22 protein-coding genes are annotated in these 25,300 nt (G+C 52.5%); 10 read left to right on the top strand and 12 right to left on the bottom strand.

The window, feature by feature from the left end; all coding sequences use genetic code 11:
• Positions 1–4 precede the first annotated feature (4 nt).
• Positions 5–2,668: a pyruvate dehydrogenase (acetyl-transferring), homodimeric type gene (gene aceE / locus M1D91_RS03815; RefSeq protein ID WP_437431203.1), complete on the bottom strand. Its 2,664-nt coding sequence runs from the start codon at positions 2,666–2,668 to the stop codon at positions 5–7.
• A 283-nt stretch (positions 2,669–2,951) separates the two neighbouring features.
• On the bottom strand, positions 2,952–3,719 hold the full coding sequence (pdhR, locus tag M1D91_RS03810; RefSeq protein WP_437431202.1) for a pyruvate dehydrogenase complex transcriptional repressor PdhR: 768 nt from the start codon (positions 3,717–3,719) through the stop codon (positions 2,952–2,954).
• Positions 3,720–4,253: 534 nt separating this feature from the next.
• Between pdhR and aroP the strand changes: the two genes are divergently transcribed.
• The 3 genes from aroP (at position 4,254) to M1D91_RS03795 (ending at position 8,148) form a co-directional block, all read left to right on the top strand.
• A complete protein-coding gene (gene aroP / locus M1D91_RS03805; RefSeq protein ID WP_437431201.1) occupies positions 4,254–5,627 on the top strand; it encodes an aromatic amino acid transporter AroP in 1,374 nt (457 codons plus the stop codon).
• A 167-nt stretch (positions 5,628–5,794) separates the two neighbouring features.
• Positions 5,795–7,201 carry a glycoside-pentoside-hexuronide (GPH):cation symporter gene (locus M1D91_RS03800; protein ID WP_437431200.1) on the top strand — a complete coding sequence of 469 codons (1,407 nt, stop codon included), beginning with the start codon at positions 5,795–5,797 and terminating at the stop codon, positions 7,199–7,201.
• Positions 7,198–8,148 carry a glycoside hydrolase family 43 protein gene (locus M1D91_RS03795; RefSeq protein WP_437431214.1) on the top strand — a complete coding sequence of 317 codons (951 nt, stop codon included), beginning with the start codon at positions 7,198–7,200 and terminating at the stop codon, positions 8,146–8,148. Before M1D91_RS03800 ends, M1D91_RS03795 begins: the two co-directional genes overlap by 4 nt.
• 140 nt (positions 8,149–8,288) lie before the next feature.
• Here M1D91_RS03795 and ampE read toward each other — a convergent pair whose 3' ends face one another.
• Complete coding sequence (gene ampE / locus M1D91_RS03790) at positions 8,289–9,143, bottom strand: beta-lactamase regulator AmpE (protein WP_437431199.1); 855 nt, start codon at positions 9,141–9,143, stop codon at positions 8,289–8,291.
• Positions 9,140–9,703, bottom strand: coding sequence for a 1,6-anhydro-N-acetylmuramyl-L-alanine amidase AmpD (ampD, locus tag M1D91_RS03785; protein ID WP_437431198.1), 564 nt, complete (start codon positions 9,701–9,703; stop codon positions 9,140–9,142). The genes ampE and ampD overlap by 4 nt, the downstream gene beginning before the upstream one ends.
• A gap of 142 nt (positions 9,704–9,845) precedes the next feature.
• Here ampD and nadC point away from each other — a divergent pair, with 142 nt between their 5' ends.
• The 4 genes from nadC (at position 9,846) to hofC (ending at position 13,957) form a co-directional block, all read left to right on the top strand.
• Positions 9,846–10,739: a carboxylating nicotinate-nucleotide diphosphorylase gene (nadC, locus tag M1D91_RS03780; RefSeq protein WP_437431197.1), complete on the top strand. Its 894-nt coding sequence runs from the start codon at positions 9,846–9,848 to the stop codon at positions 10,737–10,739.
• Positions 10,740–10,919: 180 nt separating this feature from the next.
• Positions 10,920–11,369, top strand: a complete 450-nt coding sequence (ppdD, locus tag M1D91_RS03775) for a prepilin peptidase-dependent pilin (protein ID WP_437431196.1) — start codon at positions 10,920–10,922, stop codon at positions 11,367–11,369.
• A gap of 10 nt (positions 11,370–11,379) precedes the next feature.
• The gene (gene gspE, locus M1D91_RS03770) at positions 11,380–12,765 is read left to right on the top strand and encodes a type II secretion system protein GspE (RefSeq protein ID WP_437431195.1); all 1,386 of its coding nucleotides are present in this window, start codon (positions 11,380–11,382) and stop codon (positions 12,763–12,765) included.
• Positions 12,755–13,957: a protein transport protein HofC gene (gene hofC, locus M1D91_RS03765; protein ID WP_437431194.1), complete on the top strand. Its 1,203-nt coding sequence runs from the start codon at positions 12,755–12,757 to the stop codon at positions 13,955–13,957. The genes gspE and hofC overlap by 11 nt, the downstream gene beginning before the upstream one ends.
• Positions 13,958–13,988: 31 nt before the next feature.
• Here hofC and M1D91_RS03760 read toward each other — a convergent pair whose 3' ends face one another.
• Complete coding sequence (locus M1D91_RS03760; RefSeq protein WP_437431193.1) at positions 13,989–15,032, bottom strand: GMP reductase; 1,044 nt, start codon at positions 15,030–15,032, stop codon at positions 13,989–13,991.
• 328 nt (positions 15,033–15,360) lie between these two features.
• On the opposite strand from M1D91_RS03760, the gene coaE reads away from it, so the two are divergent.
• Genes coaE through yacG form a run of 3 tightly spaced genes read left to right on the top strand, consistent with a single transcriptional unit; the run spans position 15,361 to position 16,928 of the window.
• Complete coding sequence (gene coaE, locus M1D91_RS03755) at positions 15,361–15,981, top strand: dephospho-CoA kinase (RefSeq protein ID WP_437431192.1); 621 nt, start codon at positions 15,361–15,363, stop codon at positions 15,979–15,981.
• Positions 15,981–16,724, top strand: a complete 744-nt coding sequence (gene zapD / locus M1D91_RS03750; protein ID WP_437431191.1) for a cell division protein ZapD — start codon at positions 15,981–15,983, stop codon at positions 16,722–16,724. Before coaE ends, zapD begins: the two co-directional genes overlap by 1 nt.
• Before the next feature lie 9 nt (positions 16,725–16,733).
• Positions 16,734–16,928 carry a DNA gyrase inhibitor YacG gene (gene yacG / locus M1D91_RS03745; RefSeq protein ID WP_437431190.1) on the top strand — a complete coding sequence of 65 codons (195 nt, stop codon included), beginning with the start codon at positions 16,734–16,736 and terminating at the stop codon, positions 16,926–16,928.
• 42 nt (positions 16,929–16,970) lie between these two features.
• On the opposite strand, the gene mutT is transcribed toward yacG, so the two are convergent.
• From mutT to ftsQ, 7 genes are all read right to left on the bottom strand, one after another.
• On the bottom strand, positions 16,971–17,372 hold the full coding sequence (mutT, locus tag M1D91_RS03740) for an 8-oxo-dGTP diphosphatase MutT (protein ID WP_437431189.1): 402 nt from the start codon (positions 17,370–17,372) through the stop codon (positions 16,971–16,973).
• 59 nt (positions 17,373–17,431) lie between these two features.
• On the bottom strand, positions 17,432–20,137 hold the full coding sequence (secA, locus tag M1D91_RS03735; protein WP_437431188.1) for a preprotein translocase subunit SecA: 2,706 nt from the start codon (positions 20,135–20,137) through the stop codon (positions 17,432–17,434).
• A gap of 56 nt (positions 20,138–20,193) precedes the next feature.
• A complete protein-coding gene (secM, locus tag M1D91_RS03730) occupies positions 20,194–20,694 on the bottom strand; it encodes a secA translation cis-regulator SecM (protein WP_437431187.1) in 501 nt (166 codons plus the stop codon).
• Positions 20,695–20,981: 287 nt separating this feature from the next.
• Positions 20,982–21,899 (bottom strand): UDP-3-O-acyl-N-acetylglucosamine deacetylase, encoded by a 918-nt coding sequence (gene lpxC / locus M1D91_RS03725; RefSeq protein ID WP_437431186.1) that lies wholly within the window; start codon positions 21,897–21,899, stop codon positions 20,982–20,984.
• Between the two features lie 100 nt (positions 21,900–21,999).
• Complete coding sequence (gene ftsZ / locus M1D91_RS03720; RefSeq protein ID WP_437431185.1) at positions 22,000–23,151, bottom strand: cell division protein FtsZ; 1,152 nt, start codon at positions 23,149–23,151, stop codon at positions 22,000–22,002.
• A gap of 61 nt (positions 23,152–23,212) precedes the next feature.
• The gene (gene ftsA / locus M1D91_RS03715; protein WP_437431184.1) at positions 23,213–24,469 is read right to left on the bottom strand and encodes a cell division protein FtsA; all 1,257 of its coding nucleotides are present in this window, start codon (positions 24,467–24,469) and stop codon (positions 23,213–23,215) included.
• Positions 24,469–25,299, bottom strand: a complete 831-nt coding sequence (ftsQ, locus tag M1D91_RS03710) for a cell division protein FtsQ (protein WP_437431183.1) — start codon at positions 25,297–25,299, stop codon at positions 24,469–24,471. The genes ftsA and ftsQ overlap by 1 nt, the downstream gene beginning before the upstream one ends.
• Position 25,300 lies beyond the last annotated feature (1 nt).

The following is a 25,300-nucleotide window of genomic DNA, read 5'->3' as shown; positions in this document are numbered from 1 at the left end:
CCTCTTATGCCAGACGCGGGTTAACTTTATCTGCATCGATGTTGAATTTGGTGATTGCTTCCGCCACCACTTTCTTGTCGATTTCGCCACGTTTAGCCAGTTCGCCCAGTGCTGCAACCACGACGTAAGAAGCATCAACTTCGAAGTGGTGGCGCAGGTTTTCACGGCTGTCAGAACGACCGAAGCCGTCAGTACCCAGTACGCGGTAGTCATCAGCCGGTACGTAAGTACGAACCTGCTCAGCGAACAGTTTCATATAGTCAGTTGATGCTACAGCCGGGGCGTCGTTCATCACCTGAGCGATGTACGGAACGCGCGGGGTTTCCAGCGGGTGCAGCATGTTCCAGCGCTCACAATCCTGGCCATCACGCGCCAGTTCGGTGAAGGAGGTCACGCTGTAGACGTCAGAACCTACGCCGTAGTCGTTCGCCAGGATCTGTGCTGCTTCACGGACGTGACGCAGAATAGAACCGGAGCCCAAGAGCTGAACTTTACCTTTGGAACCCGCAACGGTTTCCAGCTTGTAGATACCTTTACGGATACCTTCCTCAGCACCTTCCGGCATCGCAGGCATGTGGTAGTTTTCGTTCAGGGTAGTGATGTAGTAGTAAATGTTCTCTTGCGCTTCACCGTACATACGGGTCAGACCGTCGTGCATGATCACGGCGACTTCATACGCGTAAGACGGATCGTAAGAGATACAGTTCGGGATAGTCAGAGACTGAATGTGGCTGTGACCATCTTCATGCTGCAGACCTTCACCGTTCAGGGTCGTACGACCGGAAGTACCCCCTACCAGGAAGCCGCGAGCCTGCTGGTCGCCTGCCTGCCAGCACAGGTCACCAATACGCTGGAACCCGAACATGGAGTAGTAAATGTAGAACGGGATCATCGGCAGGTTGTTGGTGCTGTAAGAGGTCGCAGCAGCCAGCCAGGATGCGCCTGCGCCCAGCTCGTTGATACCTTCCTGCAGAATCTGACCTTTCTCGTCTTCTTTATAGTAAGCAACCTGCTCACGGTCCTGCGGAGTGTACTGCTGACCGTTAGGGCTGTAGATACCAATCTGACGGAACAGACCTTCCATACCGAAAGTACGCGCTTCGTCGGCGATGATCGGAACCAGGCGGTCTTTAATAGACGGGTTCTTCAGCATCACGTTCAGGGCACGAACGAAAGCGATAGTGGTGGAGATCTCTTTGTTCTGCTCTTCCAGCAGTTGCTTAAAGTCAGCCAGCGCTGGCAGATCCAGCTTCTCGCTGAACTTAGGCTGACGAGCAGGCAGGTAGCCTTTCAGCGCCTGACGACGTTCGTGCAGGTACTTGTGCTCTTCAGAGCCTTCCGGGAAGGTGATGTAAGAGAGTTTTTCAACTTGCTCATCGGTCACAGGAACATTGAAGCGGTCGCGGATATAACGCACGCCGTCCATGTTCATTTTCTTAACCTGGTGAGCGATGTTTTTACCTTCGGCGGTGTCACCCATGCCATAACCTTTAATGGTATGAGCAAGGATTACGGTTGCTTTGCCTTTGGTTTCCTGCGCTTTTTTCAGTGCAGCGTAGACTTTCTTCGGATCGTGACCACCACGGTTCAGAGCCCAGATCTGCTCATCAGTCCAGTCGGCAACCAGTGCAGCAGTTTCCGGGTATTTACCGAAGAAGTGCTCACGGACGTATTTGCCGTCTTTAGATTTGAAGGTCTGATAGTCGCCGTCAACGGTTTCGTTCATCAGCTGAATAAGCTTACCGCTGGTGTCTTTACGCAGCAGCTCATCCCAACGACCGCCCCACATCACTTTAATCACGTTCCAGCCAGCACCTGCGAAGATGCCTTCCAGTTCGTTGATGATCTTGCCGTTGCCGGTTACCGGACCATCCAGACGCTGCAGGTTACAGTTGATGATGAAGCACAGGTTGTCCAGTTTCTCACGGGTAGCAATAGTAATTGCACCTTTGGATTCCGGCTCATCCATTTCACCGTCGCCCAGGAAGGCGTAAACGGTCTGCTCAGAGGTATCTTTCAGGCCACGGTGTTCCAGATATTTCAGGAATTTAGCCTGGTAGATAGCACCGATTGGGCCCAGACCCATAGATACGGTCGGGAACTGCCAGAATTCTGGCATCAGTTTCGGGTGCGGGTAGGAAGAGAGGCCTTTGCCATGAACTTCCTGACGGAAGTTGTTCATCTGCTCTTCAGTCAGACGACCTTCCAGGAACGCACGTGCGTAGATGCCCGGAGAGATGTGGCCCTGGAAGTAGACCAGGTCGCCGCCGTCTTTCTCGTTAGCTGCACGGAAGAAGTGGTTGAAACAGACTTCATAAACGGTTGCGGAAGACTGGAAGGACGCCATGTGGCCGCCCAGCTCAAGGTCTTTTTTGGACGCGCGCAGAACCGTCATGATGGCGTTCCAGCGAATGGCCGAACGAATACGGCGTTCCAGCTCCAGATTGCCCGGATATTCCGGTTCGTCTTCAACGGCAATAGTGTTGACGTAGTTGCCTGCTCCGGTACCAGCGGCAACCTTCACACCGCCTTTGCGGGCTTCGGAAAGCATCTGGTCAATCAGATACTGAGCACGCTCAACACCTTCTTCACGGATTACCGATTCGATCGCCTGTAGCCAGTCGCGAGTTTCAATCGGATCCACGTCATTTTGGAAACGTTCTGACATGGGGGGTATTCCTTATCTATCTAATACGTTGATTTGTCTGGAACCTGTCCCATTGCACTCTTTTTTCTTCATCGTTCAGGTTGTCTCTTTGTTGGCTGCGCTTCCTCGCCCGGCCGCATAGCTCACTATGCTGCCGGCAATTCGCGCGCGTGCCGCCGCGATACAACCAGAACACTGTCGAAAAACTAAAAGCACAATAAGACAGGTTCTGCGTTTAGTTGCCGCGCTCTAAATATGGCGCTCTGGGTTACAACTCTTCCGGCACATACTCCACCAGAAAATGCTAATTCTTTCGCTGCTGTTCCAGCCGGCGTAGCGAGCGCTCACGACGACTCTGCTCACGGCTGCGATCCAGCAAAATCTCTTCAATAAAGGCCAGGTGACGGTGGGAAGCTTCACGCGCCTCCTCCGGCTCGCCGGCCATGATCGCCGCAAAAATACTGCTGCGATGCTTGCTCACGAGCGGCAGCATTTCGCGGCGCGCGTAAAGCAATTCGAAATTTTCACGAACGTTTTGTGCCAACATCGGCTCCATGCAGCGTAGCAGATGTAAAAGCACCACATTATGTGCTGCTTCGGTTACAGCGATTTGATACTGCACTACGGCGCTGGATTCGGCATCAAGATCGCCTGACTGCTGCGCCAGCTCAATGGCCTGATGCAGCTCGCCAATTCTGACCTTATCTTCGTCGGTACTGCGCAATGCGGCGTAATAGGCAGCAATGCCTTCCAGCGCGTGACGTGTTTCAAGCAGATCAAATTGGGATTCGGGATGATCGGAGAGCAATTCGACGAGCGGGTCGCTGAAGCTCTGCCAGAGGCTACTTTGAACAAAGGTACCGCCACCCTGGCGACGTAGCAGAAGCCCTTTCGCTTCGAGGCGCTGGATGGCCTCACGCAGGGAAGGGCGAGAAACATCAAACTGTTTAGCCAGTTCGCGTTCCGGAGGAAGTTTTTCACCGGGGCGTAATGTCCCCTCGAGAATCAAAAACTCCAGTTGCTGCTCAATCACATCGGATAGTTTTGGCTGGCGGATTTTGCTGTAGGCCATTGTTCCCTGTCTCTACCATTCGCCCGGAGTAAATTGGTCTTACCAATTTCATATTCGTGACGCTAAAGTAACAAAGTATTCACCTTATGTCCATACAGGTTTTGATTGAAATCAGGAAACCATGCACATTTTAACAACGTTACAGAAATAACGTTTCAAACATGTAACCTTGCACAAATCTCTCCTTTACTACTTAAGGGGCATTTTTAACGTAAATGAAACGGTTCAAAACGAATTTGAACCGGTTCAGCATGAATAAAAATGGCCATTTATGTCAAATTAATGAATAAATAACCAAAACAGAATACCCGCGGAATTAACGAGGCGATTTACAAATGGTTTCTTTTTATTCAAGTCGTCATCAGCCATTCACAAAGCAGGTGCAAAGGCTGCCGCTTACCACTATTCTGGGCCATACGAAAGGGATAGGCGAAAATTCACGTCAGCGCTTCGTAAATAAAACAATACAAAAAATGGAATTACTTAATTACACGCAAACAACAGCGTACACATAATAACCACACACGAGGTTTCATGATGGAAGGTCAACAGCACAGCGAACAGCTTAAGCGCGGCCTTAAGAACCGCCATATACAGCTTATCGCGCTGGGTGGAGCTATCGGGACGGGGCTGTTTCTGGGCAGCGCGTCAGTTATCAAAGCGGCAGGCCCTGGTATTATTCTCGGCTATGCCATTGCAGGTTTTATTGCTTTTCTGATTATGCGTCAGTTGGGTGAAATGGTCGTTGAGGAGCCGGTCGCCGGTTCTTTTAGCCACTTTGCTTACAAATACTGGGGCGGGTTTGCCGGTTTCGCCTCTGGCTGGAACTACTGGGTGCTGTATGTTCTGGTGGCCATGGCGGAATTAACTGCGGTTGGGAAATATATCCAGTTCTGGTGGCCTGAAATCCCAACCTGGGCATCAGCCGCCGTCTTCTTTATCGCTATTAATGCCATCAACCTTACCAACGTAAAAGTCTTTGGCGAGATGGAGTTCTGGTTCGCCATTATTAAAGTGGTCGCCGTGGTCGCCATGATCCTGTTCGGCGGCTGGCTGCTGTTCAGCGGCAACGCGGGTCCGCAGGCAACCGTGCGCAATCTGTGGGAACAAGGTGGCTTCCTGCCGAATGGTATTTCCGGGCTGGTAATGATGATGGCTATCATCATGTTCTCCTTCGGCGGCCTGGAGCTGGTCGGTATTACCGCCGCTGAAGCCGATAACCCGCATGAAAGCATTCCTAAAGCGACCAACCAGGTTATCTACCGTATCCTGATTTTTTATGTGGGCTCACTGGCCGTGCTGCTTTCTCTGCTGCCGTGGACGCGTGTCACCGCCGATACCAGCCCGTTTGTACTGATCTTCCACGAGCTGGGCGATACGCTGGTGGCGAACGCACTTAACATCGTCGTTTTGACGGCTGCGCTCTCGGTTTATAACAGCTGCGTTTACTGCAACAGCCGCATGCTGTTCGGCCTGGCACAACAAGGTAACGCACCAAAGGCGCTGCTGAGCGTGGATAAACGTGGTGTGCCGGTCAACACCATTATCGTGTCTGCGCTGGTTACGGCTCTGTGTGTGTTAATTAACTATATGGCACCGGAATCTGCCTTCGGTCTGCTGATGGCACTGGTGGTTTCAGCACTGGTGATCAACTGGGCGATGATTAGCCTCGCACACATGAAATTCCGTCGTGCAAAACAGCAGCAGGGGGTGACTACCCGCTTCCCGGCGCTGTTCTACCCACTGGGTAACTGGATCTGCCTGATTTTCATGGCGGCAGTGCTGGTCATTATGCTGATGACGGAAGGTATGGCTATCTCGGTCTACCTCATCCCGGTCTGGCTGGTCATTCTGGGTATTGGCTACATGTTCAAACAGAAAACGGCAAAAGTGGCAAAAGCCAATTAATTGCCCCCTACCCTCTCCCCTACGGGAGAGGGTGGTTCTCCTGGTGTTACCTTCCTCACACTTTGCTTTACATAGCAGTTTTGTCCATGTCTCTGCCCGCATCCTGTAACGCAAATTATTCTTAGGGGGCGAATAATTATTCCCACATCTCACTGGGAGTATCGCTAATGGACGCGACTAAACTGTCTGTCAAAGAGAAAATCGGCTATGGCATGGGCGACGCCGGATGCAACATCATCTTTGGTGCCATCATGTTGTTTGTTAACTATTTCTATACTGATATTTTCGGCCTGGCACCGGCTCTGGTCGGCGTATTGTTGCTCTCTATCCGCGTCATTGATGCCGTTACCGACCCCATCATGGGGGCGCTTGCCGACCGAACCCAAAGCAAATACGGGCGTTTCCGTCCCTGGCTTTTATGGATAGCGCTCCCTTATGCGGTCTTCAGTGTGTTGATGTTCACCACGCCTGACTGGACCTACAATAGCAAAGTTATCTATGCCTTCATCACCTACTTCCTGCTCTCTCTGACCTATACCGCCATCAATATCCCTTACTGCTCGCTGGGCGGTGTCATCACCAACGATCCGAAAGAGCGTGTGGCCTGTCAGTCCTACCGCTTCGTGATGGTGGGTATTGCGACCCTGCTGTTGTCATTGACGCTGCTGCCGATGGCGGAATGGTTCGGTGGCGAGGACAAAGCCAAAGGCTATCAAATGGCGATGACGGTACTGGCATTTATCGGCATGTGCATGTTCCTCTTCTGCTTTGCCACGGTGCGTGAGCGTGTTCGTCCGGCCGTGCCGACCCACGATGACATGAAGAAAGATATGAAGGACGTCTGGAAGAACGACCAGTGGGTGCGTATTTTGCTGCTTACCCTCTGCAACGTTTGCCCGGGCTTTATTCGTATGGCCGCCACCATGTATTACGTCACCTGGGTGATGGGCGAAAGTACCCACTTTGCCACGATTTTTATCAGCCTCGGCGTGGTGGGTATGATGATCGGCAGTATGCTGGCGAAAGTGCTGACCGACCGCTGGTGCAAACTGAAAGTCTTCTTCTGGACCAATATCGCACTGGCGATTTTCTCCTGCGCGTTCTATTTCTTCGACCCGAAAGCCACCATGATGATTGTGGTGCTCTACTTCCTGCTCAATATTCTGCATCAGATCCCATCACCGCTTCACTGGTCGCTGATGGCGGATGTTGACGACTACGGCGAGTGGAAAACCGGCAAACGCATCACCGGCATCAGCTTCTCCGGTAACCTCTTCTTCCTGAAAGTCGGGCTGGCGGTTGCGGGCGCGATGGTTGGTTTCCTGCTCTCCTGGTACGGTTATGACGCGGGTGCCAAAGCGCAAAGCCCGAGCGCCATTAATGGCATCATGCTGCTGTTTACCATCATTCCGGGCGTGGGCTACCTCATTACGGCTGGCGTGGTTCGCCTGCTGAAAGTCGATCGTGAACTGATGAAAACCATCCAGGCAGATCTGGAAAAACGCCGTGTGAATTACCACGAACTGAGCGATGCTCAGGCGGTACCCGCAGGCGAAAACGTAAGGAAAGCATAATGAACTGGCCAAATCCTTTTATAGAACAGCGGGCCGATCCGTACATTCTGCGCCATGAGGGTAACTACTATTTTGTGGCCTCAGTACCGGAGTATGACCGGCTTGAACTTCGTCGGGCCACGTCACTGGAAGGCCTACGGGAAGCCGAAGGGGTGACCGTGTGGCGCAAACCGGATAACGGGCCGATGAGCGAACTTATCTGGGCACCTGAACTGCATTATATCGATGGAAAATGGTATCTCTACTTTGCCGCCACCTGGACGCAAGCGCTGGATGCATTGAATATGTTCCAGCACCGCATGTTTGCCCTGGAGTGTGCCGACGCCGATCCGTTAAGCGGGAACTGGGTAGAAAAAGGCCAGATAAAAACCCCTTTCGACACCTTCGCCCTGGATGCCACAACCTTTGTCCATCAGGGAAAACGTTGGTACTTATGGGCGCAAAAATCCCCGCATATTGCCGGTAATTCAAACCTCTATCTGGCAGAAATGGAGAATCCCTGGACGCTGAAAGGCGAGCCGGTGATGCTCAGCAAACCGGAATTTGACTGGGAGTGTAAAGGCTTTCTGGTCAACGAAGGGCCTGCCGTACTGTTTCATGGCGACAAGCTGTTCATCAGCTATTCCGCCAGTGCTACCGATGAAAACTACTGTATGGGGCTGCTATGGATTGATATCAGCGCCGACCCGCAAAACCCGGCTAACTGGCATAAATCACCAGAGCCGGTGTTCAAAACCAGTTACGAAAACCAGCAGTACGGTCCTGGCCACAACAGCTTTACGCAGACGGAAAACGGTGACGATGTGCTGGTTTACCACGCACGCAACTACACCGAAATTGAAGGCGACCCGCTGTATGACCCCAATCGTCACACGCGTCTTAAGCTCGTGCGCTGGCAGGAAAACGGGATGCCTGATTTCGGCATCCCACCTGCGGATACGCAATAAGTTTTACTCTACATAATTCTGTTTGCAGGAAGGCGAAGTCAGTACCTCCCCCCAGAAACATGGCTAACGTTGTGACTGGGGGGCGCTGACGCCGCCAACGCCCGTGCAGCCTTTCCTATGAAGCGTATAACGGCACGCGGTTAAATCAGCGTGCCGTAAATGGTGAGTAACGCGACTACTACAACCACAACAAAAGAGGTTTTCTTGGCCATTGAGACGGCGGCTTTCGGCGTCTCAACCTTATCGAGATGGGGTTCGCGCGCCAGCGAAAACTGCGCAAGTCGGGTGAGCACCTGGTACTGGGATGAGTGTCTGTCTGCCAGAGAAGCAAACCAGGCGGGTAACGCTTTTTCACCATGACCAATCAGCGCATAAAACACGCCCGCCAGGCGAACCGGGATCCAGTCCAGCACATGCAGAATGGCATCAATGCCCGAACGCTGTCGCTCACCGGGTGTCTTGTAACGCGCAAGCCATGACTGTAGTGCCCGCAGGAAACAGTACCCCACCAGCGTTACTGGCGCCCATACTCCCCCCACAATAAACCAGAAAAGAGGCGCGAGATAATAACGGAAGTTTATCCACAATAAGGCATTTTGTAGCTCACGAAGGAATTCGCGTTCGCTACAACCTGGCGGCACGCCATGAATCAGCGTCAGTTCGCTCGCCATTGCCTTATGGGCATGTTCGTCGTTACGGGATGCCGCTTTCAGATACGCATGATAGTGCAATCGTACCTTCCCCGCCCCGACACACAACAGGCCGAGCAGGATCCAGACCACCAGTAGCGGCACATTGAAAAAGAGCCCTGTCAGCGCGCGCAGAACAAGGAAAGTGAGCAGCATAGCGCAGGCGGTCATCAGGAGCGTACGGGTAACCGAATAGTGCTTAACTCGGCAAAAGAGCGCCTCAAGGCGATGGTCCAGGTGCCAGTGCTCACCGAGTTTAAAAAGCCGCTCAGCAATCAGCACCAGCAGCATAGTAAACAATGTCATGGCATCTCCTTATTTGATTTATCCACCACCAGCGCACGAAACCGCTGCCAGTCAAACGCCGGGCCGGGGTCGGTTTTACGGACAGGGGCAATGTCGCTATGCCCGGTTAGGTTGCTGGCAATCTCAGGGTAAATTTCACTCAGCATGCGGGTCACTTTTGCCAGTTGCTGATATTGCGCGTCTGAATAAGCGAGGGTATCAGTGCCTTCAAGCTCAATACCGATGGAAAAATCATTGCAACGCTCGCGACCCTGATAAACCGACACCCCCGCGTGCCAGGCGCGTTTATCGAAAGGAACATATTGAACAATTTCACCATCACGGCGAATTAAGCAGTGTGCAGAAACCCGCAGATGAGCGATCTGTGCAAAAAAAGGGTGAGCCCTGGGATCCAGCGTACCGGTGAACAACGCATCAATCCACGGCCCGCCAAACTCTCCCGGTGGCAGGCTGATATTGTGCACCACCAGCAACGAAGGTGTTACCTCATCGGGGCGGCAATCGAAATGCGGGGACGGCACGCGCCGCGCCTCCTCCAGCCAGCCCTTATTTAACAACATGCAGGATCTCCTTATATATGGTGCTCATACACGCTCTAGAGTAGCATGTTCGCACGCTGTCCTGTCACTGTAAGTTGAGCATATCCTTAATAACAGGGCACACTCTAACCTTATGATTCGTTACCTTTTTTGGAGTGTTACCATGCCGCCTCGCCGCTATAACCCCGATCAACGACGTGACGCGCTTTTACAACGTATTGCGCTCGATATCCCCACTGCCGTCGCGCAAGCCCTGCGCGAAGACCTGGGGGGGGAAGTCGATGCCAGTAACGATATTACCGCGCAATTGTTGCCAGCAGATACGCAATCCCATGCGGTGATTATCACCCGTGAAGAGGGGGTATTCTGTGGGAAACGCTGGGTCGAAGAGGTCTTCATTCAGCTTGCGGGCGACGACGTGCAGATAACCTGGCATGTGGCAGATGGTGATGCCGTCACGCCCGATCAGGCGCTCTTTGAGTTGCAAGGACCGTCGCGCGTACTGCTGACCGGCGAACGTACTGCGCTTAATTTTGTGCAGACCCTTTCAGGCGTTGCCAGCGAGGTTAGCCGTTATGTCGCCCTGCTGGAGGGCACAAAAACCCAACTGCTGGATACGCGAAAAACGCTGCCAGGTCTGCGCTCTGCCCTGAAATATGCCGTACTTTGCGGCGGCGGGGCTAATCACCGCCTTGGGCTGTCTGACGCCTTTTTAATTAAAGAAAACCATATTATTGCTTCCGGTTCGGTACGCCAGGCCGTTGAGAAGGCCTTCTGGCTCCACCCGGACGTGCCGGTTGAAGTTGAAGTTGAAACCCTTGAGGAGCTGGACGATGCGCTAAAAGCAGGGGCCGATATCATCATGCTCGACAACTTTAAAACTGAGCAGATGCGGGAAGCGGTAAAACGTACTAACGGACAGGCCAGGCTTGAGGTCTCCGGTAATGTTACCTTCGAAACGCTGCGTGAATTTGCCGAAACCGGGGTCGATTTTATTTCCGTTGGGGCGCTGACCAAACACGTTCGAGCCCTGGATTTGTCGATGCGTTTTCGCTAAATCGCGACGTAACCCTCTCCCTTTCCGGAGAGGGTTTTTGCGAGGCGTCCCGTCATTTTTCTGTAGCAGCCAGTAACAACATTCAAAACTACGGAATCCCCTTCCACGAACTCTTTTTCCCTTCTCGTTCGCTTACGCTTCTGCTGCCAGAGTAGCCTGCACTAACACAAGGAGCAGACTATGAAGCAGAACAGGGACAGACAACGCGGATTTACCTTAATAGAACTGATGGTGGTCATTGGCATTATCGCCATACTGAGCGCCATCGGTATTCCCGCCTATCAGAACTACCTGCGCAAAGCCGCCATGACCGATATGTTGCAGACTTTTGTCCCCTATCGGACCGCGGTTGAACTGTGTGCGTTGGATCATGGCGGTGTCGACAGTTGCAACAGCGGCACTAATGGCATCCCCGGCCCGGCGACAACCCGTTACGTTTCCGCCATGACGGTGACAAAAGGGATTATCACGCTGACCGGGCAGGAGAGTCTTACTGGCCTGCGGGTGGTGATGACGCCTCAATGGAGCAGTGGCCTGGGTATGTCCGGCTGGTCCCGTACCTGCGAAACCACTGACACCCCCTCGCTTAAGCAGGCGTGTGAAGATGTTTTTCGTGTCAATAGCCAGTAAGGAGAGCGCTATGCAACAGGACAAACTACACACCTTATGTAAGCGCCATCGGGCAATATTACTGACCAGCGATGCCCACATGCTCAACATTGCCGTGGTGGGAGAGCCCTCTACGGAATTACTGGAAGCCCTGCGGTTTGCCACCCAACGACGTGTGGATATTGAGTGCTGGACGCAAGAACAGATGGACAGCCATCTTCAGTTGGCGAATGATGTCACGCCGGTAGCCGCGTCGGAAGAAACCGGTTCCGCAGTGACCTTACTGAATCAGACTCTTGAACAGGCTTTAGCCCAACGCGCCTCTGATATTCATTTCGAACCCGGTGAGCATCATTACCGCATTCGTTTACGCGTAGATGGCGTGCTCCACCCGCTGCCGCCCATCTCCAGCACCATCGCCAGCATGCTGACTGCCCGGCTGAAGGTTCTGGGTAATCTTGATATCGCTGAACGCCGCTTGCCACAGGATGGCCAGTTCAGCGTTGTGCTTGCCGGAAAGGAGGTGTCATTCCGTATCGCCACGCTCCCCTGTCGCTATGGCGAGAAAGTGGTGCTTCGTCTGCTGCATCAGGTTAGCCAGTCGCTGGATCTTATTCAGCTTGGCATGACGCAACCGCAGCTGACTCAATTTGAAGATGTGCTGAATAAACCGCAGGGGTTGATGCTGGTGACCGGACCAACCGGTAGCGGTAAAACCGTAACGCTCTACAGCGCCTTACAGGCCCGTAACACAACGGGGGTTAATATCTGCAGCGTGGAAGACCCGGTGGAAATTCCCCTTGCGGGTCTGAACCAGACACAAATTAACCCGCGTGCTGGCCTGACCTTTCAGACGGTACTCAGAGCGCTACTCCGCCAGTACCCCGATATTATTATGATCGGCGAGATCCGCGACGGTGAAACGGCAGAAATCGCCATCAAAGCAGCGCAAACCGGCCATCTGGTACTCTCAACCCTGCATACGAATTCGACGACCGAAACGCTGGTACGCATCCAGCAAATGGGCGTCGCGCGCTGGATGATCTCCTCAGCACTGTCGCTGGTGATTGCCCAGCGACTGGTACGTAAATTATGCCCTCACTGCCGCCAGCGGGCGGCGGACAGCACCCATCTGCCCCCTTCTCTCTGGCCCCGACCGTTACCACACTGGCAGGCGTCCGGTTGCGATCGCTGTTATCACGGTTTTTATGGTCGTCTTGCATTATTTGAAATACTGGAAGTGGATAACGTACTGCGTCATGCCATCGCCAGCGGCATGGCGGCGGCTGACATTGAGACATTGTCCCGGCAGGCTGGAATGACAACGCTCTTTCAGAATGGGTGCCAGGCCGTTGAAGCGGGATTAACCAGTTTCGAAGAACTGGTGCGTGTTCTGGGGATGCCTGATGACCACTAAAGCACTCTGGCACTGGTCGGGACTTAATGCCGAAGGAGAACTCGTTCAGGGAACAAGCTGGGAGGCACAACGTCAGGACGTAATGCTTGCCTTGCTCGAGCAGCACATTCATCTGCTCTCGCTCAAGCGCCAGTCGGTACGTGCACGGTTATGGCGAGGCGAGCATAGCTGCGAAATCATGCGTCAGCTGGCCACGCTTTTACAGGCCGGCTTGACCCTGCCCGAAAGCCTACGGTTACTGGCAAATCAGCAGCCAGCTGTACAATGGCAGGCACTGTTGCATACCCTGGCGGCAAAACTGGAGATGGGTGAACCCTTTTCTACTGCTCTGGCGCAGTGGCCCGATGTTTTTCCTCCGCTTTACCTGGCGATGGTGAACACGGGCGAGTTAACGGGAAACCTGGACGAGTGTTGTTTTAAGCTTGCGGATCAACAAAAAGCTCAACTTTTGCTTGCCAGAAAAGTAAAAAAAGCCCTGCGTTATCCGCTGATTATCCTTACCCTGGCGTTCATGGTCGTGCTGGCAATGGTGTATCTGGTTCTGCCGGAGTTTGCCACTATCTATCAAACCTTCAATACTCCTCTTCCCGCCTTGACGCGCGGCGTTATCGCCCTGGCTTCTCTCATGCAACAGTGCAGTATCCCACTGCTGTTGTTGACGCTAATGGGTGCGGGCATGCTGGCCGGGTTACGGCGCCATCGGGGGTGGCAGCGTTATCGACAGCGCGTTTTGCTTGCCTGTCCGCAGTTGGGGCAGTTAGTTCGGGGGCAAAGATTAAGTCAGATCTTTACGGTGCTGGCGCTCACTCAGCGCTCAGGCATTGCCTTTTTGCAGGGTCTGGAAAGCGTGGCAAATACCCTGAACTGTCCGTGGTGGCAGGAAAAAATGACGGCGATACACCAGGAGATCGTGCAGGGGCAGGCTATTTCGACAGCGCTTGCAACCAGCGGCATGTTTACACCGCTCTGTATTCAACTGGTGAGAACCGGCGAAGCTTCAGGCGCACTGGATACCATGCTGCAAAATCTTGCACATCATCATAGTGAGCAGACCTCACATCAGGCAGACAATCTGGCGTCGTTGCTTGAACCATTGTTACTGGTGGTGACCGGTATCATCATCGGCACACTGGTTGTGGCGATGTATCTGCCCATTTTTCATCTGGGCGATGCGATGAGCGGCGTGGGATGAAGCAGGCGCAGCATGCTGCGCCTGAGGACAATCAGAGACTGTTGAAAACGCGGTTTTCCTGCTCCTGAACGCGAATAAAGGTCGTGCGCTTGGTCAGCTCTTTAAGACGGGAAGCCCCGACATAGGTACAGGCAGAACGCAGACCACCCAGAATATCACGTGCCGTATTCTCTACCGGGCCACGCAGAACCAGTTTTACCGTTTTGCCTTCCGCAGCGCGGTAACCGGCAACGCCACCGACGTGACGGTTCATGGCAGACTCCGAGCTCATACCATAGAAAAGCATGAATTTTTCGCCGTTTTCATCAACAACGGTGCCGCCACTCTCTTCATGACCGGCCAGCATGCCGCCGAGCATAACGAAATCAGCACCACCGCCAAAGGCTTTGGCCACATCACCAGGCACCGTACAGCCGCCATCACTGACAATCTGGCCACCCAGACCGTGAGCAGCGTCGGCACACTCAATGACAGCAGAAAGCTGAGGATAGCCAACCCCCGTTTTCACACGCGTGGTACACACAGAGCCTGGGCCAATACCCACTTTGACAATATCAGCACCGGAGAGAATCAGCTCTTCACACATTTCGCCAGTAACAACATTCCCTGCGCAGATGGTTTTGTCAGGCCAGGCTTCACGGGCTTTCGCAACGAACTGTACGAAGTGTTCGGAATAACCATTCGCAACATCAATACATACAAAGTTTAGCTGCGGGTGCAGAGCAAGGATCTGTTTGGTCTTTTCAAAATCTGTATCAGAGGTGCCGGTAGAAACCATAACATGGCGCAGCACGGATTCGGTTTCGCCCTGAACGAAGCGTTTCCAGTCTTCTACAGAGTAATGCTTGTGGACAGCGGTCAGGATATCAAATGACGCTAACGCTTTTGCCATCGCAAAAGTACCGACGGTGTCCATGTTAGCTGCAATAACCGGTACGCCAGTCCAGCGCATCCCTGAATGCTTAAAGGTGAATTCGCGCTCCAGCTCAACATCGGAACGGCTTTTGAGGGTAGAACGTTTAGGGCGGATAAGTACGTCTTTAAAACCTAATTTCAGATCTTCTTCAATACGCATTTCGGATTCCTGGGGTTAATGGCGAACAACGCAGACCTGCAAACACACAACTCCAGTGACGCTATCATACGCACTAATAAGGACTCCGCAAGACTGCGAAATTCTCTTTTTTTACGCTACAATCCTATAAATTTATCTGTTGAATAGATCCTTTATTTGGCATTTACGCGTAAACGAATCGTTCGAATTACATCCTGTTGATTCAGCATGGAAATGTATTTTTCATTTTTCACGCTTCGCTCGTTTTTTAACAGTCGTAATGCTGATCGGGACGCGTCAAAAATATCCGGTTTATCTTCAGGACTGACATTTTTTGAGAACAAGCGCTATGAGTTATACGGTTGCATTAACCGGCGGTATTGGTAGCGGCAAGAGTACAGTGGCAGATGCCTTTTCCAGACAGGGGATTGTTGTTGTGGATGCCGATGTTATCGCCCGGCAGGTTGTAGAGCCGGGAACAGCGGCATTAGCGGCCATCGTTGACCATTTCGGTTCTGAAATCCTCAATGAGGATGCCTCGCTAAACCGACGCGCACTTCGCGATCGGGTATTCGCTTCACCGTCCGATAAAACCTGGTTAAACGCACTTTTGCATCCGCTGATTCATCGGCAAACCCAACAACAGCTTGCCGCTGCTACCTCCCCTTATGTGCTTTGGGTGGTCCCTTTACTGGTTGAAAACCACTTGCAGGATAAAGCCGATCGGGTGCTGGTTATTGACGTTTCGACAGAAACGCAGATTTTACGAACGATGCAGCGCGATGGCGTCAGTCGGGAACATGCGGAGCGAATTCTTGCTGCGCAAGCCACCCGGGAAGCGCGCCTTGCGGTTGCAGACGATGTCATTGACAATAATGGCGCACCAGAGGCTATTGAATCAGATGTTGCCCGCCTGCATGCAGCCTATCTGGGCTACGCATCGCAGGTCGTATCACAGGAAACCCCCTAATGCAGACCCACGTACTTTTTGAACACCCTTTAAATGAAAAAATGCGTACCTGGCTGCGTATCGAGTTTTTACTACAACAACTGACCGTTCGCCTTCCTCTTGTCGACCATGCCGATGCGCTACATTTTTTCCGTAACGCCGGTGAGTTGCTGGATGTGTTTGAACGTGGCGATATTCGCACTGAATTACTGAAAGAACTTGAGCGCCATCAACGAAAATTAAAAGCCTGGATAGAAGTTCCGGGCGTTGATTTAAGCCGGATTGACGCCCTGCGCCAGCAGCTGAAAGAGACGGGCAGTATGCTCATGAGCGCCCCACGAGTCGGTCAGCTTATGCGTGAAGACAGGTTGATTGGTCTGGTTCGCCAGCGCCTGAGCATTCCCGGAGGCTGCTGTAGCTTCGATCTGCCCACGCTACATGTCTGGTTGCATATGCCGCAGGCCCACCGTGATGCGCAGGTCAATATATGGCTTGAAAGTCTTGCACCTCTTGTCCACACGCTGTCGCTGATCCTGGATCTGGTTCGCAACTCAGCTGAGTTTCGTAAACAAACCAGCCTGAATGGTTTTTACCAGGATAATGGCGAAGATGCAGACCTGCTACGCCTGCAACTCCCCCTTGCCGTTCAGCTTTATCCGCAAATCTCAGGTCATAAGAGCCGCTTTGCTATCCGGTTCTTACCGCTCGACAGTGAAAACGGCGTCGTGCCAGAACGACTGGATTTCGAACTGGCCTGTTGTTAAGGAGTTACTATGTCAGAAATTATGCATGTTAATTGCCCCAACTGTGGCAAGTCCGTGGTCTGGAACGAATCCAGCCCTTATCGTCCTTTTTGCTCGAAACGCTGCCAGTTGATCGATCTTGGCGAATGGGCAGCAGAAGAGAAACGCATCCCAAGTTCAGGGGATCTCACGGACAGTGACGACTGGAGTGAAGAACAACGCTAAGTGAAACCCGTGCGGGATAAGCGCTCTCGCACGGCCTCAGCCTCAAATATCTTGCGCTAACTGGCGTAGTTTTGTGATAACGGGTTCGTTTGCGGGAGGAAACTTCCCGGCATCAAGAGCGGCCAGCTCGACCCAGCTTCCCGGTTGCCCCTCTTTTCCCCACGGCTCACCTTCCCACTGTTCGACGAGATAGAACCACAACGTAATATGACGATCGGGGAACTGGTATTCCAGCGTGTCAAACAGTCGGGGAGATTGCGCACGGATCCCCACCTCTTCATCAAGTTCACGAATGACCGCCTGAACAGGGGATTCGCCCTGCTCAATTTTTCCGCCCGGAAATTCCCATTTGTTTGCCATGTGTGCATCCGCAGCACGTTGCGTGATAAAGATCCTCTTTTGCGGATCAAGAATGATCCCCACGGCGATTTGCAGTATTTTCATGGTGATAACTCCATAAAAAAGGCGCAGATATCTGCGCCTCTCTCTGTAATGCGTACCTTTTAGCTCAGTCGGCCATGGCACTGTTTGTATTTTTTACCGGAACCGCACGGGCAAGGATCGTTACGACCTACTTTACGTTCGCCTGTCTGTGCCGCCAGATCTGCCGCCGCTTCCGCGTTGTCATCGCGATGACTCAGTTGCTGCATCTGAGCAAGGCGCTCTGCTTCTTCACGACGCTGCTGCTCCATAGCTTCCACTTCTTCTGGCATACGCACCTGCACTTTGCTGAGGGTACTTATCACTTCATACTTCAGTGATTCCAGCATTGCCGCGAACATGGAGAAGGATTCACGCTTGTACTCTTGCTTCGGATCTTTCTGCGCATAGCCACGCAGATGGATGCCCTGACGCAGGTAATCCATTGCCGCCAGATGCTCTTTCCACAAAGAATCGAGAGTCTGCAGCATGACCCCTTTTTCGAAATGACGCATCATTTCGGCACCGACAACCTCTTCCTTGCGTTTGTAAACCTCGATAGCCTGCTCAAGAATACGCTCACGCAGTGTCTCTTCATGCAACTCGGGTTCTTTATCCAGCCATTCAGCAATCGGCAGATCAAGATCGAAGTCGTTTTTCAGACGCTCCTGCAGCCCTGGGATATCCCACATTTCTTCGAGCGATTGCGGCGGGATATGTCCGTCAATAGTGGCTTTAAAGACATCTTCACGAATACTGTTGATGGTGTCGCTTACATCAGAAACATCCAGTAGTTCATTACGCTGAGTGTAAATGGCACGACGCTGATCGTTCGCCACATCATCGTACTCCAGCAACTGTTTACGAATATCAAAGTTGCGGCTTTCTACTTTGCGCTGCGCATTAGCGATGGCTTTGGTCACCCACGGGTGTTCAATGGCTTCGCCTGGTTTCATCCCCAGTTTACGCATCATGCCCGACACGCGATCCGAGGCAAAAATACGCATCAGCGCATCTTCCATAGAGAGGTAAAAACGAGAGGAGCCAGCATCACCCTGACGACCGGAACGGCCACGTAACTGGTTATCGATACGGCGAGATTCATGGCGCTCGGTACCGATGATATGCAAGCCGCCAGCAGCCAGTACGGCATCATGGCGAACCTGCCAGTCTGCTTTGATTTGGGCGATTTGTTCCGGCGTCGGATCGGTCAGCTCAGCCACTTCAGCCTGCCAGCTCCCGCCCAATACGATGTCAGTACCGCGGCCCGCCATGTTGGTGGCGATAGTCACCGCAGCGGTATAACCGGCCTGCGCAACAATATCCGCCTCTTTGGCATGGAATTTTGCGTTCAGAACGTTGTGTTTAATGCCTGCTTTGGTCAGCTCATTAGAGACTACTTCAGATTTCTCGATAGAGATCGTACCCACCAGAACAGGTTGCCCGGCAGCGGTACGTTCACGGATATCTTCAATGATCGCCTGAATTTTTTCCGCTTCGGTCATGTAGACCAGATCCGGCATGTCTTTACGGATCATAGGGCGGTTTGTTGGCACCACGACAGTGTCGAGTTTGTAAATAGAGCTAAACTCGAAGGCTTCGGTGTCTGCTGTACCGGTCATACCGGCCAGTTTTTCATACAGACGGAAATAGTTCTGGAAGGTGATGGAGGCCAGTGTCTGGTTTTCGTTCTGAATATCCACGCCTTCTTTTGCTTCGACAGCCTGATGCAGACCGTCAGACCAGCGGCGCCCCTGCATGGTACGGCCGGTATGTTCATCAACGATGATGACTTCGCCATCTTTAACGATGTAGTCAACGTCACGGGTGAACAGTGCGTGTGCACGCAATGCCGCGGTGACATGGTGCATCAGCATAATGTTAGTTGGAGAGTAGAGCGACTCACCTTCAGCCATGATGCCCTGGTTGACCAGCAATTCTTCGATCATAACCAGACCACGTTCAGTCAGGTTAACCTGACGAGATTTCTCATCAACCGAGAAGTGGCCCTCGCCCTGGAAGGTGTCGGAATCTTCTTTTTCCTGACGTACCAGATGGGGAATGATGTTGTTAACTTTACGGTAGAGCTCAGAACTGTCTTCAGCCGGGCCGGAGATGATAAGCGGCGTACGCGCCTCATCGATCAGAATGGAGTCCACCTCATCGACCAGAGCATAATGCAGCTTACGTTGCACGCGGTCTTCAGGGCTGAACGCCATATTATCGCGCAGGTAGTCAAAACCGTACTCGTTATTCGTACCATAGGTAATGTCTGCTGCATAAGCCGCACGTTTCGCTGGCGCAGGCATACCGGGTAAGTTGATACCAACCGTTAAGCCCAGGAACTCAAATAAAGGACGGTTGTTCTCCGCATCTCGCTGGGCGAGATAGTCGTTCACGGTAACAACGTGTACGCCTTTACCACTTAACGCATTCAGGTAAGCAGGGAGCGTCGCCGTCAGCGTTTTACCTTCACCGGTACGCATTTCTGCAATACAGCGTTCGTTCAGCACCATGCCACCGAGCAACTGCACGTCGAAATGACGCATACCAAAGACGCGTTTACTGGCTTCGCGAACCACCGCAAATGCTTCTGGGATCAGGCTCTCAACCGTCTCACCTTTTTCAATACGGGCACGAAACTCTGCAGTTTTGCCTTTCAGCTCATCGTCAGAGAGCTTCTCAAGCGCAGGTTCCATCGCGTTGATTAAAGAGACTGCTTTACGCATACGACGCAATGTACGATCGTTACGACTACCGAAAACTTTAGTTAATAATTTGATAAGCATAATAAAATCTCAAACGCCCCGCTCTGCGGAGGCAAAAAGTAGTTGAAGGTTATTTTTCAGCTAAGGCGTTGAGGTCCGGCACGAATGCCCTGCACCTGGCTTATCCAGGTACTGATAGTAAAAAGAGAATGGGAAGGAAAACCAGCATAGCGAGACTCACTCACAACCGTGGGCGGTCTGCGCTCCTGCGTCAACAGGGCACTGAGCGTATCCAGTAACGCAAGGCGTTGTGCCTGAATCGGCAGCGCTTCTTCAATGACCGGAAGCGCCTGAGGCACCATCGCGAAAGAGAGATGGCGGATGACGGTTCGAATGGCATGTTGATGCCAGTAATCGACGGTAAAGTTGGGGCGACGGGTCCCTTCCAGCAAGGCAAGGTTGGTAAAGTTTACCGTTCCTGCGCCTTCATGATTACGGGTTGTCGCTCTGGCAGGTTCAGTGTGCTCGGTGCTGTTTAGCGCAGGCAAGCCTAAGCTCGCCGCGACCATCCCCAGTAAGAGATGCGGCCAGAAATAACGTCTGCCAAATTGTCGCCAGCGCGTCAGTAATCCGCTCACTCAATCCACCAAAAAAATACTTGAATGTGTCTGTCCAGACTTCGGAACCTGTAATTATGCGCACCGATATTACCATTAATGAACGAGGACAGCAGCGTTAATAAAGGGTTAAGCGAGTAAAATTGACCAGTAAAGCAGCGATCGCACAGGTCATTGCAGGTAAACAGGCATGGTTGTCTGGAAAAGGAAAGTCAGATAAGGAACCAATAAAAAACGACTGGTTTCCTGACAGGAGAGAGTTTGTCAGAAATACCAGTCGAATTTACGTCTACTGCGTTAGCGCTGGATTACGCCAGAACCAGTGACGGCGCTTTGAATGCCAGCGGCAGTTCAGCATCGTTTTCGTAAGTCACATATTCCCAGGCTTCCTGTTTGGCCAGAACCGCCTGTAACAGCTTATTATTCAGAGCATGACCGGATTTGAACGCGGTAAATGCACCAATAATATTGTGACCACACATGAACAAGTCACCAATTGCATCAAGCATTTTATGGCGAACAAATTCATCTTCGAAGCGCAAACCGTCTTCGTTCAATACGCGATAATCGTCAACAACGATGGCACAATCGAAGCTACCGCCCAGGCACAAACCACGGGACTGAAGGTATTCGATATCGCGCATGAAACCGAAGGTACGCGCACGGCTAATCTGGCGCATAAATGCATCGGCAGAGAAGTTCATCGCATAACGCTGCGTGCTGGCATCGATCGCCGGGTGGTTGAAGTCGATGGTGAAGTCCAGAGAAAAACCATTGTACGGTTTGAACTCTGCCCACTTATCGCCGTCTTCAACGCGCACCGTCTCTTTGATTCGTACGAATTTCTTCGCACTACGCAACTCTTCGACGCCTGCATCCAGCAGAAGATAAACGAACGGTGCAGCACTGCCGTCCATAATCGGGATTTCTGGCGCATCAACTTCAACAATAATGTTGTCGATACCCAAACCAGCCAGAGCAGCGTTAAGGTGCTCAACCGTGGAAATCCGCACGTCATGCTCATTGACCAGACACGTACAGAGCATGGTATCACGCACAGATTTAGCATCAGCCGGGAAATCTACCGGAGGATTTAAGTCAGTGCGACGATAGATGACCCCGGTGTTGGCCGGCGCAGGGCGCAACGTCAGCGTGACTTTTTTGCCGGTATGCAAACCGACGCCAGTCGCCTGAACGATACGTTTAAGTGTCCTTTGTTTGATCATCGTATAATCTCGCCTAATTACCTATCCAACCGAAGTGTACTACACAATCGGTGGGCCAGTTTAGCACAAAGAGCGACGAAGCCCAACTTCCAGCGAATTCTTAGTCAGCCTGCTTACGCAAAAATGCAGGAATATCCAGATAATCCGGCTCTTTAGTGGTCTGCGGCGTATTGTCGTTTACCACTTTGGATGCAGATTTCTGCTCCTGCTGCATTGCCGGGATACCATGTTGCTGGTAGCGATCCATCACCGGTTGCTGCTGCTGTTTATTGGTTACCAGCGTGATTTCTGGACGCTTGTCCATGCCGATGCCGGTCGCAACGACAGTAACACGCAGTTCGTCATTCATATCCGGATCAAGCGAAGTACCAATAACCACGGTCGCATTATCCGATGCAAACGCACGGATAGTGTTGCCGACGGTTTCGAACTCATCCAGACGCAGGTCGAAGCCTGCCGTGATGTTGACCAGCACGCCACGGGCACCAGAGAGATCGATATCTTCCAGCAACGGAGAAGAGATTGCCATTTCGGCGGCTTCTTCTGCACGGTCTTCGCCTTTCGCAACGCCGGAACCCATCATGGCATAACCCATTTCAGACATCACGGTACGCACGTCCGCAAAGTCGACGTTCATCAGGCCCGGACGGGTAATCAGTTCAGCGATACCCTGGACTGCACCTTTCAGTACGTCGTTTGCTGCCCCAAACGCATCCAGCAACGAAATACCGCGACCCAGAACTTTCAGCAATTTGTCGTTCGGGATGGTGATCAGTGAGTCCACATGCTTGGACAGTTCAGCGATACCCTGTTCCGCAAACGCCATACGCTTCTTGCCTTCGAAATTGAAAGGCTTGGTGACGACAGCCACGGTCAGAATACCTAAATCTTTTGCAACTTCAGCTACGACTGGCGCTGCACCCGTGCCGGTGCCACCACCCATACCCGCAGCAATGAAGACCATGTCCGCACCATCCAGCGCAGCGCGCAGTGCTTCACGGTCTTCTTCCGCTGCATTACGGCCGACCTCTGGGTTAGCCCCAGCGCCCAGACCTTTGGTGATGCCACCGCCAATCTGGATGGTCTGACCCACCGCAGTCTTACGTAATGCCTGTGCATCGGTATTTACTGCGAAGAATTCAACACCCTCGATGCGCTCGCGCACCATGTGTTCAACGGCATTACCGCCGCCGCCACCGACGCCGATGACTTTAATCACCGCGTCGTTGGTCAGTTCCATAGGTTCAAACATAATTTCTCTCCGTTTTGTGCCTGTCGCCTGAGACCGTTAATGTGCCCCGGTCTCTGAAAAATTAAAATTCTTTACGTAGCCAGCTGTTGATTCGCTTGAACCATGAGCCGACGGATACGCGTTTTTCAACATCTGCTTCACCACTTAAATGTGTCTCTTTCCCGTAGTGCAGCAGGCCCACCGCCGTCGAGTAGTACGGTTCCTGGGCATAATCTGTTAAGCCAGTGATATTCAGCGGCGCACCAATACGCACCTGCGTATGGAAAACGCGTTGCGCACAGGCCGCCAGGCCTTCGATTTGCGCGGCGCCGCCGGTTAAAACAATACCTGCCGCAAGGTGGTGTTTCACCCCCTGCTGACGTAGCTGTTCCTGTAGCTGCAAAATCTCATCGTTGACCAGATTGAGCAGCTCGGTATAGCGCGGTTCAATCACGTCTGCCAGCGTTTGTCGCTGCAGACTGCGTGGCGGACGTCCGCCAACGCTTGGCACTTCAACGCTTTCGTCTTTGCCAACCAGCGACCCCAGCGCACAACCGTGGCGCACTTTGATTGCTTCGGCATCGCTCGGCGGCGTACCAAAAGCGTAAGCGATATCGCTGGTCACCACGTTCCCCGCGTAGGGAATAACTTTAGTATGGCGCAGCGCTCCACCGGTATAGACCGCCATATCCATTGTACCACCGCCGATGTCGACAACGCAGACGCCCAGTTCACGCTCATCTTCCGTTAACACGGAGTAGCTGGAGGCAAGTCCGGCGAAGATAAGTTGGTCAACTTTCAGCCCACATCGTTCCACGGCTTTAACAATGTTTTTCGCCATGTCATTGTGGCAGGTAATCAAATGTACTTTCGCTTGCATACGCACGCCGGATAGGCCAACCGGATTCTTGATACCTTCCTGGTAGTCAATAGCATATTCCTGAGGAATCACATGCAGAACACGATGTTCATCGCGCACGCGCACGGATTTAGCGGTATGCACGACGTTTTCTACGTCTTCCTGCGTCACTTCTTCTTCTGAGATCGGCACCATGCCAATTTCATTCTGACAGCTTATGTGTTTACCTGACAGTGCCAGATATACCGAGGAGATTTGGCAATCGGCCATTAGCTCGGCCTGATCGATGGCGCGCTGTACGCACTTCACCACCGATTCCAGGTCATTCACGCCGCCTTTATCCATACCGCGGGACGGGCAGCTTCCCACGCCAATGATATTGACCATACCGTCAGGCAGAACTTCCCCTACTAAAGCGGCCACCTTCGCGGTGCCAATCTCCAGTCCAACCACCAGTTTTCTGTCCGTCGCCTTGATCATTATTGCTCTGCCTGTGCCTGATTCTGTTGCTGATTAGGGTCCTGTGCCGGGGCCGGTTTCCAACCTACCGCCGCGCCAGAGTCATAGCGTAAATCCACGTAGCTTATCTCTTTGCCATCAACCTGGGCTTGCTGCTGTAACACAGGGTACAGTTCAACAAACCGTGCCAGGCGTTTTAGCGTATCGCCTCGCCCAAGATTGAGCTTGATATCGTTATTGAGGGTCAATTGCCACGAACGTCGTGCCGTCATTGCCGCTTCTTTTAACGTGAATTTATCCTTCGCCAGCACTTGCCCCATGTCACGGAAGCCTTGTAATACTTCGCTTTCACTCCCTTCCGGGCCATACAGCATAGGTAAAACCTGCTTGCTGGTTCGATCGGCAGGAACACTAAACGCATTACCGTCGGTATCCATTAAGTGCTGATCATTCCAACGTGCTATGGGCACAAATTCAACCAGATGAATCTTCAATTCATCAGGCCATTGTTTTCTCACACTTGCCTGCTTTATCCAGGGTAGCCGCTCAATCTGGCTCTGGATAATGTTGACATCTTGGGTCATAAAGGTGCCAGGGGCGCCTAAAGCCAGGATCGACTGCCGGATATCATCGTTACGGGTGTAATGGCGATCGCCCGTAACGACCAGTTTCGACAACGGCAAACGTTGTGCATCTTCCATCCAGCCCAGTACGACCCAACTGCTTACCAACACGGTACATAGCACCGTCAGCAGGAACAGGATGCCTGCAAGACGCGTTCCATTACTGCGACGCGAAGCCGGAGCCTCTTCAACATCGCGATTTCTCGTGTTCAGCGCAGCCTGAGACATA

The organism is Enterobacter sp. SA197, assembly GCF_054131575.1.
This window is presented reverse-complemented; position numbering and strand designations above follow the sequence as displayed.